Origin of the sequence: Methylococcus capsulatus (assembly GCF_036864975.1) — a bacterium.
In the GTDB taxonomy this organism is placed as follows: domain Bacteria; phylum Pseudomonadota; class Gammaproteobacteria; order Methylococcales; family Methylococcaceae; genus Methylococcus.
The window spans coordinates 2,443,394-2,458,423 of sequence record NZ_CP104311.1 but is presented as its reverse complement, the minus strand read 5'-3'; the positions used below and the strand labels follow the sequence as shown (position 1 = coordinate 2,458,423).

Below are 15,030 nucleotides of genomic sequence, written 5' to 3'. Positions count from 1 at the left end.
CCGTTCAAGTCTCCTCACCTTGCACGACGACCAGCCCCAGCGCGATCGCGGCCGTCGCCCCCGCGAATATGGCGACTGCCTCAACCGTCCCGTCGGCATAGCGTTCGTAATGGTGTACCGTGCCACCGTAAATCAGGCGGACGCTCCAGTCGACGAACATATAGATGAAATAGTAAGCCACGATGCCAGTGATCGCCGCCGTCGCGGGATTCCGCTTACGGACCACGGCCCGGTGAAAAAACCAGGCGCCGATACCGAGCGCAACTAAGAGACTAACCATGACACACCCCTCCGATGTTGTTGTGCCGACCAGTCTATCGGCACAATATTGCATTGGCTTGACTCCGAGGAGGCGTCGCTCGTCCGGCAAAATCCGCCCCGACACCGTGCGATAATCACCAAATCGTGAAAATACCCGGCACGACAAGGTAAGCCATTTTCCGTCCTGGATGAAACCTTCCGATGAATTTAGGCGAGCTCGCAAAGCACATTCCTGACGCCAAACTGAGCGGCGATGCCGAAACCGGTTTCGACGGCGTCTCGACCGACACCCGTACCATCCGGCCCGGCGCGCTGTTCTTCGCCCTGCGGGGAAACCGCTTCGATGCCCATGATTTCATCGCCGATGCGGTGGATCGAGGGGCCGCGGCACTGGTTGTGGAACGGCGGATCGACACCTACCTGCCGCAGATCGTCGTTCCGGACGGACGCAAAGCGTTGGGTGCCGCAGCCGCCGCCTGGCGCGCGCAGTTCGATATGCCGCTGATCGCGGTCGCCGGCAGCAACGGCAAGACCACCGTCACGCAGATGATCGCTGCCATTCTGGCGGTCGCATTCGGTGAGGAGCGCCGCCTGGCGACGCGCGGCAATCTCAACAACGACGTCGGACTCCCGCTGATGCTGTTCAAACTGAAAGCCGGCCACCGCATTGCCGTGCTCGAACTCGGCATGAATCATCCGGGCGAAATCGCCTACCTCGCCAGTCTCGCCCGACCCACCGTGGCGCTAGTGACCAACGCTCAACGCGAACACCAGGAATTCATGGCCAGCGTGGAAGCCACGGCCCACGAAAACGGATCAGTGATCGCGGCACTACCACCCGATGGCACCGCCGTGTTCCCTGCGGATGACGCCTGTGCGGGCATCTGGCGAGAGCTGGCCGGAACGCGCCAGGTGATCGATTTCGCGCGCCACGGAACAGCAGCCGTCAGTGGGACATTCCGGGCCAGCGCCGGTTTCACCGAAGTTTCGATCACGACTCCTGCCGGCTCTTGGCAAGCCACGCTCCCGCTTGCCGGTGAACACAACGTCCACAACGCGCTGGCTGCGACGTCGGCTACGCTGGCGGCCGGCGTGCCTCCTGCGGCCGTACGCCAAGGTCTGGAATCCTTCCGCCCGGTCGCCGGCCGCGGCGTCCAACTGCGCACACGAACTGGCGCCAGACTGATCGACGACACCTACAATGCCAACCCCGATTCCGTAAGGGCGGCGATCGACATGCTCGCCGGCTTTCCGCAGCCGCGCATCCTAGCCCTGGGCGACATGGGGGAAGTCGGTGCCCAGGGCCCGGAATTTCACCGCGAAATCGGCCGCTATGCGCGTGAGCGCGACATCGATACCCTGCTCGGTCTGGGCGAACTGTGCTCCGAAGCGGTCCAGACTTTCGGCACCAACGGCCGCCACTTCGGCTCCATGGACCAGCTCATCGCGGCACTGGCATCCGCTGACCGTCCCGGGGCCACGCTGCTGGTCAAAGGCTCGCGCTTCATGCAGATGGAACGCGCGGTCAAGGCGCTGGCGAAACCGGAATGAAACCGTCCGGTTTCAAAGCGCTCCTGAGCCTGCTGCTGTGGCTGGAAAACCCGGCCGTAGCGATGGCCGTGCCAGTCGAAGGCACATTCTCCGCTGGGCGGGATTGTCCGGCCTATGTCTCGAAAAACAAGCTGACCAACCCGGACGGTGCCCGCGTCACGGCAGGCAAGGCTTATCCCGTGATCGAGGCCGACAGACGGTGGGACGCCCGCTGGTACCGGCTCCGGTTGCCCTCGGCCAATCCGCCCGAACGGTGGGTGGGCCGGGACTGCGGCCGGCTGCAGCCGGGCGCGGCAGCCGAACCGGCCGCGGAGCGATGCGATGTCGCCGGCCAGGCGGACGCCTACGTGCTGGCCCTGAGCTGGGAGCCGGCCTTCTGCGAACTCAAACCCGACAAGCCGGAATGCCGCCTGGCCGATCCGGTGGCCTATTCCGCCCGCCACTTCAGCCTCCACGGCCTGTGGCCGAACAAGTCGGGCTGTGGCACGGATTACGGCTTCTGCGGAGAGGTGAAGCAGCCCAGGCGCGATTTCTGCGACTATCCCCCGATCACTCTCGATCCGGTCAGAAAAGCCTCTCTGGCCGAGGTCATGCCCGGAACCGCATCGTGCCTGGAACGCCACGAATGGCACAAGCACGGCACCTGCCAGACCGCGATGTCGAGCGATGCCTATTTCGCCCTGGCCGCCGACCTGACGCGCCAGTTCAACGGCTCCGGCATCGCGGATTTTGTCGCAGACCGCATCGGACGAACGGTACGCACCGAAGAGTTTCTCGCCCGATTGGATGCGGCCTTGGGCAGAGGGGCCCGTGACCGGATTGGGCTGAACTGCGAGCACGGCATGCTGGTCGAGATCCGCGTCAACCTGCCTTCCGAGCTCAAACCCGGCGCCAGTCTCGGCTCTTTGCTTCCCCTGGCCGGCAAAAGCAGCGGCTCGAACTGCGGAAGCCGCTTCCGGCTGGACTCGATGGGACGCCAGTTCCTATCCAGAATCGAGACAGGGGGCTGACATGATGCGTCTGATCGTTGCGATGTTCGGCATGCTGATCGCATCCTTTGGGGCTTTCGGGTTGATCAGACCCGCGGATTTCGTCGGGCTCGTCCGGAATTTCTGGGCCACGCCGAAAAGCGTGCATTATGCTGCCGCCCTGCGTCTGGCACTCGGCGCCGCCCTGCTCCTGGCCGCCGCCGGCTCCGCGTACCCTCGGACGTTCACTGCGTTTGGCTATCTGTCTCTGGCCGGTGCCGTGATCGTTATCGTCCTCGGTCGCGCCCGGCTCACGAATCTCATCGAGTTGTGGGCCCGGCAGCCGGAAGCCATCATCCGTCTGTGGGGGCTCATTGCTCTCGCCTTCGGAATCTTCCTCGTTTCCGCCATACGCTGATGACTCCGATCGGGCTACCATAGCGGCGGCGCAGGTTCCCTGGCCGCGCCTGATCCCTACGACCATCAACCACCAAGGAGTCCACGAATGGCTGAACTGATCTCTATCGTCTACCCGGACGAATTCCGCGCCGCCGAAGTCATGGCCACACTCAAACGCCTGCAGCGCGGCTATTTGGTCGACCTGGAAGATGCCTGTGTCGTGGTGCGCGACAAGGAGTCCGGCAAAATCAAACTCCATCAGGCGGTGGACCTCACTACCATCGGAGCCACTTCCGGCGCGCTGTGGGGTGCGCTGATCGGACTCATTTTTCTGTCGCCGCTGGCGGGCATGGCGGTGGGAGCCGCGGCGGGTGCGATCGGCGGTTCCTTGAGCGACTACGGGATCGACGACGGCTTCATCAAGAACATCAGTGAAAAGATGCGGCCCGGCACCTCCGCGATCTTCATGGCGCTGCGCAACATCACGCGGGATAAGGTCGAGCCCGAACTGGCCCGGTTTGGTGGCGAGATTCTCTATACCAACCTGCCGAAGGAAAGCGAGGAAGCGTTGCAGAAGCTCCTCGCCGCACACCGCTCGGCCAATCTCTCGGCCTGAAACGTCGGGGCGGGTGGCGTCATCCTCACCCGCCCTCGTTCTGGTCATACCGAATTCGTCGACCGACCGTGCTGAAACAGCTTTTCCTCTCCATCCTCGCCATTCTGGTCCTGTTTGAAGAATGGCTCTGGGACCTGTTGACCATTCTCGGCCAACGGCTCTCACGCCTGTTGCATCTGGAACGCTTCGATGCTTGGCTTTCGCAAGCCTCGCCGAACCTGGCACTGGCCGCCCTCGCCCTCCCGCTGGCTCTGGTCACACCCCTCAACGTTGGCGCAGTGGCGCTGATGGTGCACGGTGCAGTGACTGCCGGCATCCTGATGGAAATCGCCGCCAAGCTGCTGGGCACGCTGCTGGTTGCCCGAGTCTTCAGACTGACGCGGCCGGCGCTCATGTCGTTCGCGTGGTTCGCCCGGCTCTACGAATGGATCATGCGGCTGCTGCGCTGGGCACACGCGCTGGTGCAGCAATCACGGCTCTACTGCGCGGTGCTGGCTCTCAAGACAGCTATGAAGCGTTTTCTCCGCGGCTTCCTCGCGGATTAACATAGCCCCTCTGTCCTCCTTACGCCGGCTTCGACTGCCGGGAATGCATCACGAATATCGCCGCGGAGGGATTTCCGGCTAAACTGCGGTAACACCATTTCGGCAAGCGGTTCCTCGAACAGGGAAGGTCCGCCCTTTCCACCGGACCGCACAGCCTGGCTCCGCGTTTCTCGCCAATCGGAGGATTCGGCAATGCTGAAAACCATCGACCTATTGCTGGGGATTTCCGTCGTCATGCTCATCGCCAGTATGGCGGTGACTGTGCTGACCCAGCTCATCACCGATGTGGCGAACACCCGGGGAAAACATCTCGCACGCGGGCTGGGCGATTTGTTGCGGCAGATCGATCCCAGTCTGAGCCGCGAAATGGCGGAGCAGGTCTCCCGCGCCCTCCTTACCCACCCCATGATCAGCCACGTAGGACAGCGACTCGGCGCCACGATACACCGCGAGGAATTCACCAAGCTGCTGCTCGACATCGCCAGCGGCCAGACGCCGAGGGATGACAGGAACCGCCTGTCCGACTCCGCCCGGCAAATACTCACCAAGATGCTGGAAAAAAACGGTATCGAGGATCCGGCGGCCACGCTCGAAAACGTCCGGGCCTGCGCCTTGCAGCTCGAGTTGAGCCATCCGGAACTCGCGACCAACGTGCGCCACAGTAAGGCGCTGTTGCAGGAGGCCAATAGCCGTCTGGTGGCCAAGATCAACGGCTGGTTCGATCAGACCATCGACCGGGTTTCCGAACGTTTTACCGCCACCACCCGGCTGATCACCGTAGCCTGTTCGACCGTGATCGTCGTCGCGGTTCAACTCGACACCATCGACATCATCAACCGGCTGACCGTCGACGAAGGTCTGCGAAACACCCTGGTCCAAAAGGCTTTCGAGCTTGACCAGCGGCCACATGATGCCGCCGGTCCCGAAAAGGCCAGCGCGGTCTCCCGATCGAAGATTCCCTCGCCTCCTTCCGGCAGTGCCCCTCTGCACACGAAAGGCCCAGACGGCACGACAGCCGTTCCCGACCGGCCGGAGGCACCCAAAGGCAAACCGGCGGCCGCTCTGAGCGCACTGGCAGGCGTGGCGGCGGTACCGTCCCCGGTTCCCATTCCACTCAGCAATGGCGGATGGGTCGATGTCAGAACCGACCTGGAACATCTGCAAGACCTCGGTCTCATCAACGTCCTCGGCAGCAGCAAGGGATGGCTGGAGCGATGGGGTGAGGTCAATCCGATCGGCATGATTCTCTCGGTGTTTCTCCTCAGCCTCGGCGCGCCTTTCTGGTACGCCGCGCTGCAGAATCTGCTCAAGCTTCGCGGCGTCCTGGCGGTAAAGGATGACGAGCAGCGGCGCGAGCGGCAGAGCCCTCAGGCATCTGCCGACCAGTCGGCTGGCAATACGCCGGCCGTACCGCCGCTCACCGGCGAGCGCGGCATATTGGGATAGGAGAGCCTGCCATGCTCAAACAATGGATCGGCTGCCGCGTCGATAACTTCACCCACAGCTGGCGTGGCAATAAACCTCTGGCCGTTGTCATCCATGGCTACTCAGGCATGGAAACCGCCCAGGTTCTGTTCGCCAATCCCAGGTCCAGCGAATCCTGTCACTACCTCGTGGCTGCTGGCGGCCGGATCCATCAGCACGCCGACGAAGCGGACACGGCCTATCATGCCGGCCTGGTCATCAACCCCGCTTGGGTGCTGTATCGCCGTGGGTTCAATCCCAACCTCATGACGATAGGCGTCGCAACCGCCGTCGGCCCGGACGAAAACTGGTCCGAGGAAATATACGACGCCACGGCGGAACTGATATGGGAGAAAGCGGCATAGTGGAGCTTCCCGCCAGACGCGGAACACATCGTGCTGCATGCCGAGATACGGGCTGCGCGTGACTGTACCGGCCACGGGTTCGACCGCGCGGAACTGCTGAAACGGATCGGATCCCACCCGGCCCCGCCGGCGCCCGCTACTGCGCCACTCGTCACGAGTCTGGAATAACACGTCATACGACTCCTCGGTGCGGCCAACCCGCGCGAAGACGCACCCACCGCCCGCGTCCGCATCGCCGACGGTCTCATCGCCTGCACGAACAGACCCAACGGCGGTGTTGACGCCCGAACGGGTATCGCGCTCGACCCAGCATTCAATCTCATCCGCGCTCCCTGGACCGGCCGCTTCGAAAAATCTGCCCTTCACCTGCCCTTTCAACGGGCCCAGGTCCAAACCGCCGCAGGCGCGCTCCGCCAGTTTCTTGGAAAGATAAAGAACTACGCATCGGACCTCCACCCGGAACGCGGCATCGCCCTCATGCTGGCCATCACCAACCAGTTCGGTGACGGCGGCCTGAAAAAGCGCTATCTGGCGGCCCCCAGCGAGGACATGGCCGAAATGGACCTTCTGGAAGCCATAGCCGATGAAAGCGTGGAGCGCATGCCGGACAGATTCAAACAAGGTGTGCAGGCCAGGCGCGATGGCTTTCTTCAGACGGACAGATTGTCGGACGCAGCCGTCGACAGGGAGGAGTGGGGATAGACCGGGACTCCGTCCAGCATTCGGACGGTACTCACGGGCTGATGGCTCTTGATCTCGAACACGCCATAGAATGCCCGAACCTTGGTTTGCGCTTCCTGCGATACAGAACGGGCGATGAATACCCCTTTGTTTACCGATAATAAACGTCAAGCATGGACGTCATAAGAAACTCTGATACTAATGCGCATCGAATTCGGTATAATTTATCTAAGTTCAATAGGACGATGCGGTGCAGTTCAACCAGTGATGGTTATTGCGCGGTTTTTGTTCTCCTCCTCCTGGGCGGCTTTTTGGGGTCGCCTCATTCTCCCTCCCTGGCGGACATAAGAAAGCCCGCCAAGGGCGGGCTTTTTAGCGTTTTTTGTTATTGTTGTTGTTTCAACGCTATCGCCGAGTTTACCTGCGAAGCGCATCGGTAGTTGCGTTATTGTTGTAATTATCGATTGCCCCGAAGGGCTCTCCTCCTCATTGACGACTCTCTCTGAGGCCCCATCCCTGACGGCTGGGCAGAAGTATAGCGGAAAAGTTCCCGGTGTCTAGATTTTTTTACAAACTTGAAACAACCTCTTTACCGTCCAACTTTACCTTTATAATTCAATAAGCTGTACTTCGTGACCAGGAAAGAGGCGATCCGGCGGCTGAGGACCTGAGGATTTCCCTCTGCCAGATTACTGGTACACCACTTGGACCCGGGAACTGCCGATGCATTTCCTCAGGCTCCCCAGCAACTCGTCGCGGGGATGGACCCGCCAGCGATCAGCAAGACGGAGCACGGTCTGCGCACCCCGTCCCCGGTAGGCAACATGGACAGGACAATTCCCCCCCGCAAACCGGTCGAGCAGCGTCCTGAATTCCCCCAGGAATGAAGAAGGAACACTGTCGGCCTCCGCAGCGGGCCATTCGATCCGGAGACAGCGGGCAAAATGCGCCCTCGCCTCCTCGATGCTCAATATTCTTTCCGCGGTGATGCGGGTCTGCCCGGCATATTCGTCGTATCCCAGGATCCCCTCGGCAACGATGAGACCGTCCTTGGCAAGATGGTGGCCGTCGCGCTGGAAGGTTTCCGTATAGACGGCCAGTTCCATACGGCCGGTACGGTCGTCCAGCGACAGAAAGCCCATTTTCTGACCGCTGCGGGTCACTCGGGTACGGATATCGACGATAAGGCCAGCGACGACCACCCGCGTCTCCCCCCGGGTGCCCTCGCCCTCTCCCATGAGAGGGCCGAGCCGGCTGGTGATGATCTGCTCGAGTTCGCGTTCGTGCGGCGTGATCGGATGGCCGGTGAGATACAGACCCAGCGTGGCTTTTTCCTGAGCCAGCCGTTCCGCTTCGCTCCAGGGTTCGACCTCCGCCACCACCCGGCTTGTGCCGGAGGCCGAGGGGCTTTCCGCAGTAAAGCCTCCGAACAGGTCATCCTGACCGGCAGCGCTCATGACTCCTTGCTGCTCCGCCGCCTTCAGCACGTCCGGCAGGGCAGCGAACAGGGCGGCCCGATTCCGGTCGAAACAATCGAACACGCCCGCCCGAATCATCGCCTCCAACACCCGCCGATTGGCCTTGCGGAGGTCGATGCGTCGGCACAGGTCGAGTAGGTCGGTGAACGGTCCGTTGTTCTTCCGCTCCTGCAGGATGTCTTCGATCGCGGTCTGACCCACGCCTTTGACCGCACCCAGGCCGTAAAGGATTTCCCTCCTGCCCTGGACGGTAAACCGGTATTCAGAGAGATTGATGTCGGGCGGCAAGATAGACAGCTTCATCTCGCGGCATTCGTCAATCAGCACGACGACCTTGTCGGTATTGTCCATGTCGGCTGACAGCACCGCCGACATAAACTCGGCCGGATAGTGTGCCTTGAGCCAGGCGGTCTGATACGACACCAGGGCATAGGCAGCGGAATGCGATTTGTTGAACCCGTAGCCGGCAAACTTCTCCATCAAGTCGAAAATGTAGGAGGAGATGCTCTGATCTATGCCTTGGCGGGTGGCACCAGCAATAAAGATTTCCCTTTGCTTCGCCATCTCCTCCGGCTTCTTCTTGCCCATGGCGCGCCGCAACAGGTCGGCTCCGCCCAGGGTATAGCCGGCCATATCGCGGGCGATCTGCATCACCTGCTCCTGGTACAGGATGACGCCGTTGGTCGGTTTGAGGATGGGCTCCAGCACCGGATGGGGATATTCCGCCTTGGTCCGGCCGTGTTTGACGTTAATGTAATCATCCACCATGCCGGACTGCAGCGGGCCGGGGCGAAACAGCGCGACCAGGGCGATGATGTCCTCGAAGCAGTCGGGCTTGAGGCGCTTGATCAGGTCCTTCATGCCGCGCGATTCGAGCTGGAACACCGCGGTGGTCGCGCACCTTCCCAGCAGCTCATAGGTCGTGGGATCGTCCAAGGGAATCCGGTTGATGTCGACCGGCTCCTCTCCAGCTGACCGCCGTTTGGCATTGATGTCGGCCAGCGCCCAGTCGATGATCGTCAGAGTCCGGAGTCCCAGGAAGTCGAATTTGACCAGGCCGACAGCCTCTACGTCGTCTTTGTCGAATTGGGTCACCAGGTTCCCGCCGCCCGGCTCGCAGTACAGCGGACTGAAATCGATCAGGCGCGAAGGTGCAATCACCACCCCACCGGCATGTTTGCCCGGATTGCGGGTGATGCCCTCGAGCGACTGGGCCAGATCGAGGAGCGCCCTGACCTCCTCGTCTCCCTCGTACAGCTTGCGCAGATCTTCGCTGTCCTCCAGCGCCTTGCTCAAGGTGATACCGAGCTCGAACGGGATCAGCTTGGCGATACGGTCGACGAAGCCGTAGGGGTGACCCAGCACCCGGCCGACATCACGCACCACGGCCTTGGCGGCCATGCTGCCGTAAGTGATGATCTGGGACACCTTGTCGCGGCCATATTTGCGGGCGACATAGTCGATCACTTCATCGCGTCGCTCCATGCAGAAATCGACGTCGAAGTCTGGCATGGAGACGCGCTCGGGATTGAGGAAGCGCTCGAACAGCAGCTCGAATTCGATCGGGTCGAGATCGGTGATCTTGAGTGCATAGGCTACCAGGGAGCCCGCACCGGAGCCGCGTCCCGGTCCTACCGGGATACCCTGGCTCTTGGCCCACTGGATGAAGTCGGCGACGATCAGGAAATAGCCTGGAAAGCCCATATGGCAGATCACGGACAGCTCCAGTTCGAGCCGGTCCCAATAACGTTTGGTCCGTTCTTCCAAAGTTCCGGCTCCCGAAGGCGGTCGCACGGCCAGACGTTCCCTCAAGCCTTTGCGCGACTGCTCCGAGAAAAAATCGTCGGGCGTCATGCCCGCCGGCACCGGGAAATCCGGCAGGAAGTTCTTGCCCAGAGTCAGGCTGATGTTGCAGCGGCGCGCGATCTCGACGCTGTTCTCCAGCGCCTCCGGCAAATCGGCGAACAGCGCCAGCATCTCCTCCTCGCTGCGCAGATACTGCTGCTCGCTGTAGTCCTGTGGCCGGCGCGGGTCGTCCAGCACCCGTCCCTGGTAGATACAGACCCTCGCCTCATGGGCCTCGAACTCTTTGGCGGACAGGAAGCGAACGTCGTTGGTGGCCACCACCGGCAAGTCCAGGCGGGCGGCCAGGTCCACCGCTGCATCGATGTAGCGCTCCTCGTTCGGGCGCCCCGTCCGGCACAATTCCAGGTAGAAACGGTCCCGGAACGTTCCTCCCCAGTATTCGGCCAGCCGCGTCGCTTCCGACCCGTTACCGGCGATCAAGGCATGGCCGATGGCGCCTTCGCGGCCGCCCGAGAGCGCGATCAGGCCGGTATTGCGATCCGCCAGCCATTCCGGCATCAGCATGGGAACGCCTTGGTGCTGGTTTTCCTGGTAGCTGCGTGAAATCAGCTCGGTCAGCGCGAGGTATCCCTCCTGATTCTGGACCAGCAGGGTGAGCCGGTGAGGGGCACTCACATCCTGCGGGTTCTGCACCCAGACGTCGGCCCCGGCGATCGGCTTGATACCGGAGCCCATGGCCGCTTTGTAGAACTTGACTAGCGCAAATAGATTGGACTGGTCGGTGACCGCCACGGCCGGCATGCCGAGTTCAGTCAGCCGCTTGACCAGCGGCTTGATCCGGACCACCCCGTCGACCAGGGAATACTCGGTGTGAATCCTGAGATGGACGAACTTAGGCTCCATGAGTGCCAGCTATTGCAAATTCATATTCAAAGGCCGCGGGCCGCGCGCAGCAAGGCCGTTTCCGCTCTTGATCTCTTCCCCGTTAGCTCGCACCGAGCATCGCAGGTTTCGGCGAGACTAGCCCGAACGGGAGCCGCAGGGATGTGGCTCGTCCATCGAGGGGCAGGAACCCCTTCGATGGACCCTCCCCGAAAGCGACACCTTTGCTGGGAGCAAAGTTGAACAGCCGAAGGCTGGCCCATTAGGCGAAAACCAGGGACGGTTTTGGTAATTGCACAAAAGATTTCGCGGCCTCCGGGCGGTTCTTCTTTGCGTACTTCGTTTTGCGGCTTTCCTGCCGCAAACCCTACGGGCGCACTCCGTGCGGCCCCATTTGCTCCCAGCGAACGGGTCTTTTGTCCGTACAAAAAACAAATTCGCCGGGAGCGAATTCGGGCAGCCGAAGGCTGACCCGCAGAGCGAAACCCATGGAGGGGTTTCGCAAAGTAACCCGACCTGGGTTCGGATACCCACATTCAATCAAACCGCGCGTAACGCCTCCTTACCGATCAGCCCAAGCACACCGCCTGAAGACAGTTCTCACCGACTGGCAAGATCAGCCAGACAAAGCTCCAGCGCCTGGTCCCAGACGGGGGGTACGATGCCGAAGCGCGCCTCGAGTTTGCTCAAATCCAGCACCGAATATGCCGGCCGCTTGGCTGGCGTGGGATATTCCGAAGTCGGGATGGGCTCGACCCGGGCCGCTGTGTCGGAAAGCAATCCGGCGGCCACGGCCTGCTCCCGGATGGCGCAGGCGAAGCCGTACCAACTGGTCTGGCCGCGGCAAGTGAGATGGTAGATGCCGCCAGCCTCGGCCAGATCGGCTGTGCCGGAACGCAGTGAACGCGCGACCAGAATCGCCGTCGCCTCGGCGATCATCCGCACCCAGGTCGGAGTGCCGAACTGATCGTCGATGACCCGTACCACCTCGCGCTCGGCCATGAGCCGCAGCATGGTCCTCAAGAAGTTCTGGCCGCGTAGGCCGTAGACCCATGCAGTGCGGAGGATGAGATGGGCGGCGCCGGATTCGACGATAGCCGCTTCGCCGGCCAGTTTGCTGCGGCCATAGACGTTCCGCGGACCGACCGGGTGGTCTTCGCGGTACGGCGCGCTGCCATCGCCGGGGAAGACGTAATCGGTCGAGTAGTGGATCAAACCCGCGCCCAGGCGTGCCGCCTCGACCGCCAGGACGGCGGGGCCTTCGGCGTTGACCCGCCATGCCGATCCGGTCTCCTGTTCAGCCCGGTCGACCGCAGTGTAGGCCGCCGCATTGACGATCAAATCGGGCCGGACGGACCGCACCGCCGCAGCCACACCCCCCGGTTCAGCCAAATCGAGGACCGGCACGGTTCGGCGATCGAGCGCGACGACCTCGCCGAAACAGGCGAGCGTCCGCCGTAGCTCCCACGCCAGTTGCCCGCCCCTGCCGATGACGAGGATCTTCATGGATAGACGGGCAGCCGGTCCTGCGGGAAGTCCCGGAGCAGCAGGGCGTCCCTGTCCTTGGCCGAGAGTTCGGGGGCAGACTCCAGCGGCCAGGCGATGCCGATGTCTGGATCGTCCCAGCGCAGCGAGCAATCGGCCGCAGGCTCGTAATACTCGGTGCACTTGTAGGCAAACAGGGCGGCCTCGCTCAGCACACAGAAACCGTGGGCGAAACCTTCCGGCACATACATCTGCAGATGGTTCTCCGCCGACAGCACGGCGCCGAACCAATGGCCGAAGTGCGGCGATCCGCGCCGGATGTCCACCGCCACGTCGAACACCTCGCCCTGCAGTACCTGCACCAGCTTGCCTTGGGGGCGGGGATTCTGGAAATGCAGGCCGCGCAGGATGCCTTTGCGCGAATAGGACAGATTGTCCTGCACGAAGTCGCCGGGCAGTCCGGCGTCCTGGTAGCGCCGCCGGCTCCAGGTCTCCTTGAAATAGCCGCGGGCATCGCCGAACACTTTGGGCGAAATCAATACCACACCAGGCAAACTCGTCTGTTCGACGTTCAAACCGGCATCCCTCCTTCGATCAGCCGGCGCAGATAGGCACCGTAGCCACTCTTGCCCAGATTGTCGGCCAGTCGGGCGACGTCTTCCACGCCGATCCAGCCCTTGTTCAGTGCGATTTCCTCCGGGCAACAGATTTTGAGACCCTGCCGCTCCTCGATGGTCTGGATGAAATTGGACGCCTGCAGGAGTGAATCGTGAGTCCCGGTGTCCAGCCAGGCGACCCCACGCCCCATCTTTTGGATATGCAGCTGACCCTGCTCCAGATAAAGCCGGTTGATGTCGGTGATTTCCAGTTCGCCCCGTGCCGAGGGTTTGAGCGTGGCCGCCATGTCCACGACCTGGGCATCGTAGAAATAAAGCCCGGTGACGGCATAGTTCGACTTGGGGCGAGCGGGCTTTTCCTCGACCCCGATCACCCGGCCCGCCTGGTCGAATTCGGCGACACCGTAGCGCTCCGGATCGCGCACCCAATACCCGAACACCGTGGCGCCTTCTTCACGGGCCGTGGCGCCGGCCAGGAACGCCTGGAAATCGTGGCCATAAAAAATATTGTCGCCGAGGATCAGGCAGCTGCGCCGCCCGTCGATGAAATGGCGGCCGATGAGAAAGGCCTGGGCAAGACCTTCCGGCTTCGGCTGAGCCGCATAACGGATGCTGATGCCCCACTGCCCGCCATCACCGAGCAAGGCTTGGAACAGCGCCGCATCGTGCGGCGTCGTAATGACCAGGATGTCGCGGATGCCGGCCAGCATCAGCACCGACAAAGGATAGTAGATCATCGGCTTGTCATAGACCGGCAGCAGTTGCTTGCTGACCACGTGAGTCAGGGGATACAGCCGGGTGCCGGAGCCGCCGGCCAGAATGATGCCACGGATTCCGCTCATGCCTTCTCCTTGACGCTACCTACACCCAGACGCTCGCCGCCGTAGTTACCGGATTTGACATACTCCACCCAGTCGCGGTTGTCGAGATACCAGCGCACCGTCTTGCGCAGGCCCGTCTCGAAGGTCTCCTCCGGCTGCCAGCCCAGTTCCCGGCCGATCTTGCCGGCATCGATGGCGTAGCGCAGGTCGTGGCCCGGCCGGTCCTGCACGAACTGGATCAGCTGACGGTGCGGTCGGTGGGGCGAATCGGGCAGGAATTCATCGAGCAAAGCGCAAATCGTCTTGACCACCTCGATGTTGGTCTTTTCATTGTTGCCGCCGACGTTGTAGACCTCGCCTGGCCTGCCCCCGGCCAGCACGGTCTCGATCGCCCGGCAGTGGTCCTCCACGTAGAGCCAGTCGCGGACATTGGTCCCTGAGCCGTAGACCGGCAGCGGCAGGCCCTGAAGCGCGTGGTCGATCATCAAGGGGATCAGCTTCTCCGGAAACTGGTACGGCCCGTAATTATTCGAGCAATTGGTGGTCAATACCGGCAGTCCGTAAGTATGGAAGTACGCCCGCACCAGGTGGTCGGAACCGGCCTTGGACGCCGAATACGGCGAGTTGGGCCGGTACGGCGTCTCCTCGGTGAACTTACCGGTCGGACCCAGTGTGCCGTACACCTCGTCGGTCGAGACGTGCAGGAACCGGAACGCCTTCCGACGCTGGCCGTCCAACTGGCGCCAGTACCATCGCGCGGCTTCCAGCAGTTCGAAAGTGCCGAGGATGTTGGTGTGGACGAAAGCGTCCGGGCCGTCGATCGAACGGTCGACATGGGTCTCCGCGGCGAAATTGACGATTGCATCGGGCTGATAGCGTTCCAGCAGGTATTCAACCAGTTCACGGTCGCCGATCGAGCCGAGCACGAAGTCGTGGTTGGGATTGTCCTCGACTTCGGCAAGGGTGCGCAGATTGCCGGAGTAGGTCAGGGCATCCAGGTTGACGACCCCGACGCCGCCTCGCCGCATCTGCCTGAGAACGAAATTGCCACCGATGAATCCGGCTCCGCCGGTAACGAGTAAAGTTTTCAC

At 62.2% G+C, this 15,030-nt stretch carries 14 protein-coding genes; 8 read left to right on the top strand and 6 right to left on the bottom strand.

Annotation, left to right across the window (positions count from 1 at the left end; translation table 11 throughout):
* Positions 1–4: 4 nt before the first annotated feature.
* The gene (locus N4J17_RS12110; protein WP_198321459.1) at positions 5–280 is read right to left on the bottom strand and encodes a hypothetical protein; all 276 of its coding nucleotides are present in this window, start codon (positions 278–280) and stop codon (positions 5–7) included.
* Between the two features lie 182 nt (positions 281–462).
* Here N4J17_RS12110 and N4J17_RS12105 point away from each other — a divergent pair, with 182 nt between their 5' ends.
* From N4J17_RS12105 to N4J17_RS12070, 8 genes are all read left to right on the top strand, one after another.
* Positions 463–1,812, top strand: a complete 1,350-nt coding sequence (locus tag N4J17_RS12105) for a UDP-N-acetylmuramoyl-tripeptide--D-alanyl-D-alanine ligase (protein WP_198321458.1) — start codon at positions 463–465, stop codon at positions 1,810–1,812.
* The gene (locus tag N4J17_RS12100) at positions 1,809–2,822 is read left to right on the top strand and encodes a ribonuclease T2 family protein (RefSeq protein WP_198321457.1); all 1,014 of its coding nucleotides are present in this window, start codon (positions 1,809–1,811) and stop codon (positions 2,820–2,822) included. Before N4J17_RS12105 ends, N4J17_RS12100 begins: the two co-directional genes overlap by 4 nt.
* Before the next feature lies 1 nt (position 2,823).
* Complete coding sequence (locus N4J17_RS12095) at positions 2,824–3,198, top strand: hypothetical protein (RefSeq protein ID WP_232470161.1); 375 nt, start codon at positions 2,824–2,826, stop codon at positions 3,196–3,198.
* 87 nt (positions 3,199–3,285) lie between these two features.
* Complete coding sequence (locus tag N4J17_RS12090; RefSeq protein ID WP_198321456.1) at positions 3,286–3,795, top strand: DUF1269 domain-containing protein; 510 nt, start codon at positions 3,286–3,288, stop codon at positions 3,793–3,795.
* Between the two features lie 68 nt (positions 3,796–3,863).
* Positions 3,864–4,340, top strand: coding sequence for a hypothetical protein (locus tag N4J17_RS12085; protein WP_198321455.1), 477 nt, complete (start codon positions 3,864–3,866; stop codon positions 4,338–4,340).
* A 192-nt stretch (positions 4,341–4,532) separates the two neighbouring features.
* The gene (locus N4J17_RS12080; RefSeq protein WP_198321454.1) at positions 4,533–5,786 is read left to right on the top strand and encodes a hypothetical protein; all 1,254 of its coding nucleotides are present in this window, start codon (positions 4,533–4,535) and stop codon (positions 5,784–5,786) included.
* An 11-nt stretch (positions 5,787–5,797) separates the two neighbouring features.
* Positions 5,798–6,169 carry an N-acetylmuramoyl-L-alanine amidase gene (locus N4J17_RS12075; RefSeq protein WP_232470160.1) on the top strand — a complete coding sequence of 124 codons (372 nt, stop codon included), beginning with the start codon at positions 5,798–5,800 and terminating at the stop codon, positions 6,167–6,169.
* Between the two features lie 477 nt (positions 6,170–6,646).
* Positions 6,647–6,871, top strand: a complete 225-nt coding sequence (locus N4J17_RS12070; protein WP_232470159.1) for a hypothetical protein — start codon at positions 6,647–6,649, stop codon at positions 6,869–6,871.
* Positions 6,872–7,539: 668 nt separating this feature from the next.
* Here the strand turns inward: N4J17_RS12070 and dnaE are convergent.
* The 5 genes from dnaE to rfbB form a co-directional block, all read right to left on the bottom strand.
* Entirely contained in the window at positions 7,540–11,037 is a 3,498-nt protein-coding gene (dnaE, locus tag N4J17_RS12065) for a DNA polymerase III subunit alpha (protein ID WP_198321453.1), read from the bottom strand.
* Between the two features lie 579 nt (positions 11,038–11,616).
* Positions 11,617–12,522, bottom strand: coding sequence for a dTDP-4-dehydrorhamnose reductase (gene rfbD / locus N4J17_RS12060; RefSeq protein ID WP_198321452.1), 906 nt, complete (start codon positions 12,520–12,522; stop codon positions 11,617–11,619).
* Positions 12,519–13,076: a dTDP-4-dehydrorhamnose 3,5-epimerase gene (gene rfbC / locus N4J17_RS12055; RefSeq protein ID WP_198321451.1), complete on the bottom strand. Its 558-nt coding sequence runs from the start codon at positions 13,074–13,076 to the stop codon at positions 12,519–12,521. The genes rfbD and rfbC overlap by 4 nt, the downstream gene beginning before the upstream one ends.
* Positions 13,073–13,960 (bottom strand): glucose-1-phosphate thymidylyltransferase RfbA, encoded by an 888-nt coding sequence (gene rfbA / locus N4J17_RS12050; RefSeq protein WP_232470158.1) that lies wholly within the window; start codon positions 13,958–13,960, stop codon positions 13,073–13,075. Before rfbA ends, rfbC begins: the two co-directional genes overlap by 4 nt.
* Positions 13,957–15,030 carry a dTDP-glucose 4,6-dehydratase gene (gene rfbB, locus N4J17_RS12045; protein WP_198321450.1) on the bottom strand — a complete coding sequence of 358 codons (1,074 nt, stop codon included), beginning with the start codon at positions 15,028–15,030 and terminating at the stop codon, positions 13,957–13,959. Before rfbB ends, rfbA begins: the two co-directional genes overlap by 4 nt.

Coding starts and splice junctions, on each gene's coding strand:
- N4J17_RS12105 (WP_198321458.1), top strand. CDS start 463: ATGAATTTAGGCGAGCTCGCAAAGCACATTCCTGACGCCAAACTGAGC.
- dnaE (WP_198321453.1), bottom strand. CDS start 11,037: ATGGAGCCTAAGTTCGTCCATCTCAGGATTCACACCGAGTATTCCCTG.
- N4J17_RS12110 (WP_198321459.1), bottom strand. CDS start 280: ATGGTTAGTCTCTTAGTTGCGCTCGGTATCGGCGCCTGGTTTTTTCAC.
- N4J17_RS12070 (WP_232470159.1), top strand. CDS start 6,647: ATGCTGGCCATCACCAACCAGTTCGGTGACGGCGGCCTGAAAAAGCGC.
- rfbA (WP_232470158.1), bottom strand. CDS start 13,960: ATGAGCGGAATCCGTGGCATCATTCTGGCCGGCGGCTCCGGCACCCGG.
- N4J17_RS12080 (WP_198321454.1), top strand. CDS start 4,533: ATGCTGAAAACCATCGACCTATTGCTGGGGATTTCCGTCGTCATGCTC.
- rfbD (WP_198321452.1), bottom strand. CDS start 12,522: ATGAAGATCCTCGTCATCGGCAGGGGCGGGCAACTGGCGTGGGAGCTA.
- N4J17_RS12075 (WP_232470160.1), top strand. CDS start 5,798: ATGCTCAAACAATGGATCGGCTGCCGCGTCGATAACTTCACCCACAGC.
- N4J17_RS12090 (WP_198321456.1), top strand. CDS start 3,286: ATGGCTGAACTGATCTCTATCGTCTACCCGGACGAATTCCGCGCCGCC.
- N4J17_RS12095 (WP_232470161.1), top strand. CDS start 2,824: ATGATGCGTCTGATCGTTGCGATGTTCGGCATGCTGATCGCATCCTTT.
- N4J17_RS12100 (WP_198321457.1), top strand. CDS start 1,809: ATGAAACCGTCCGGTTTCAAAGCGCTCCTGAGCCTGCTGCTGTGGCTG.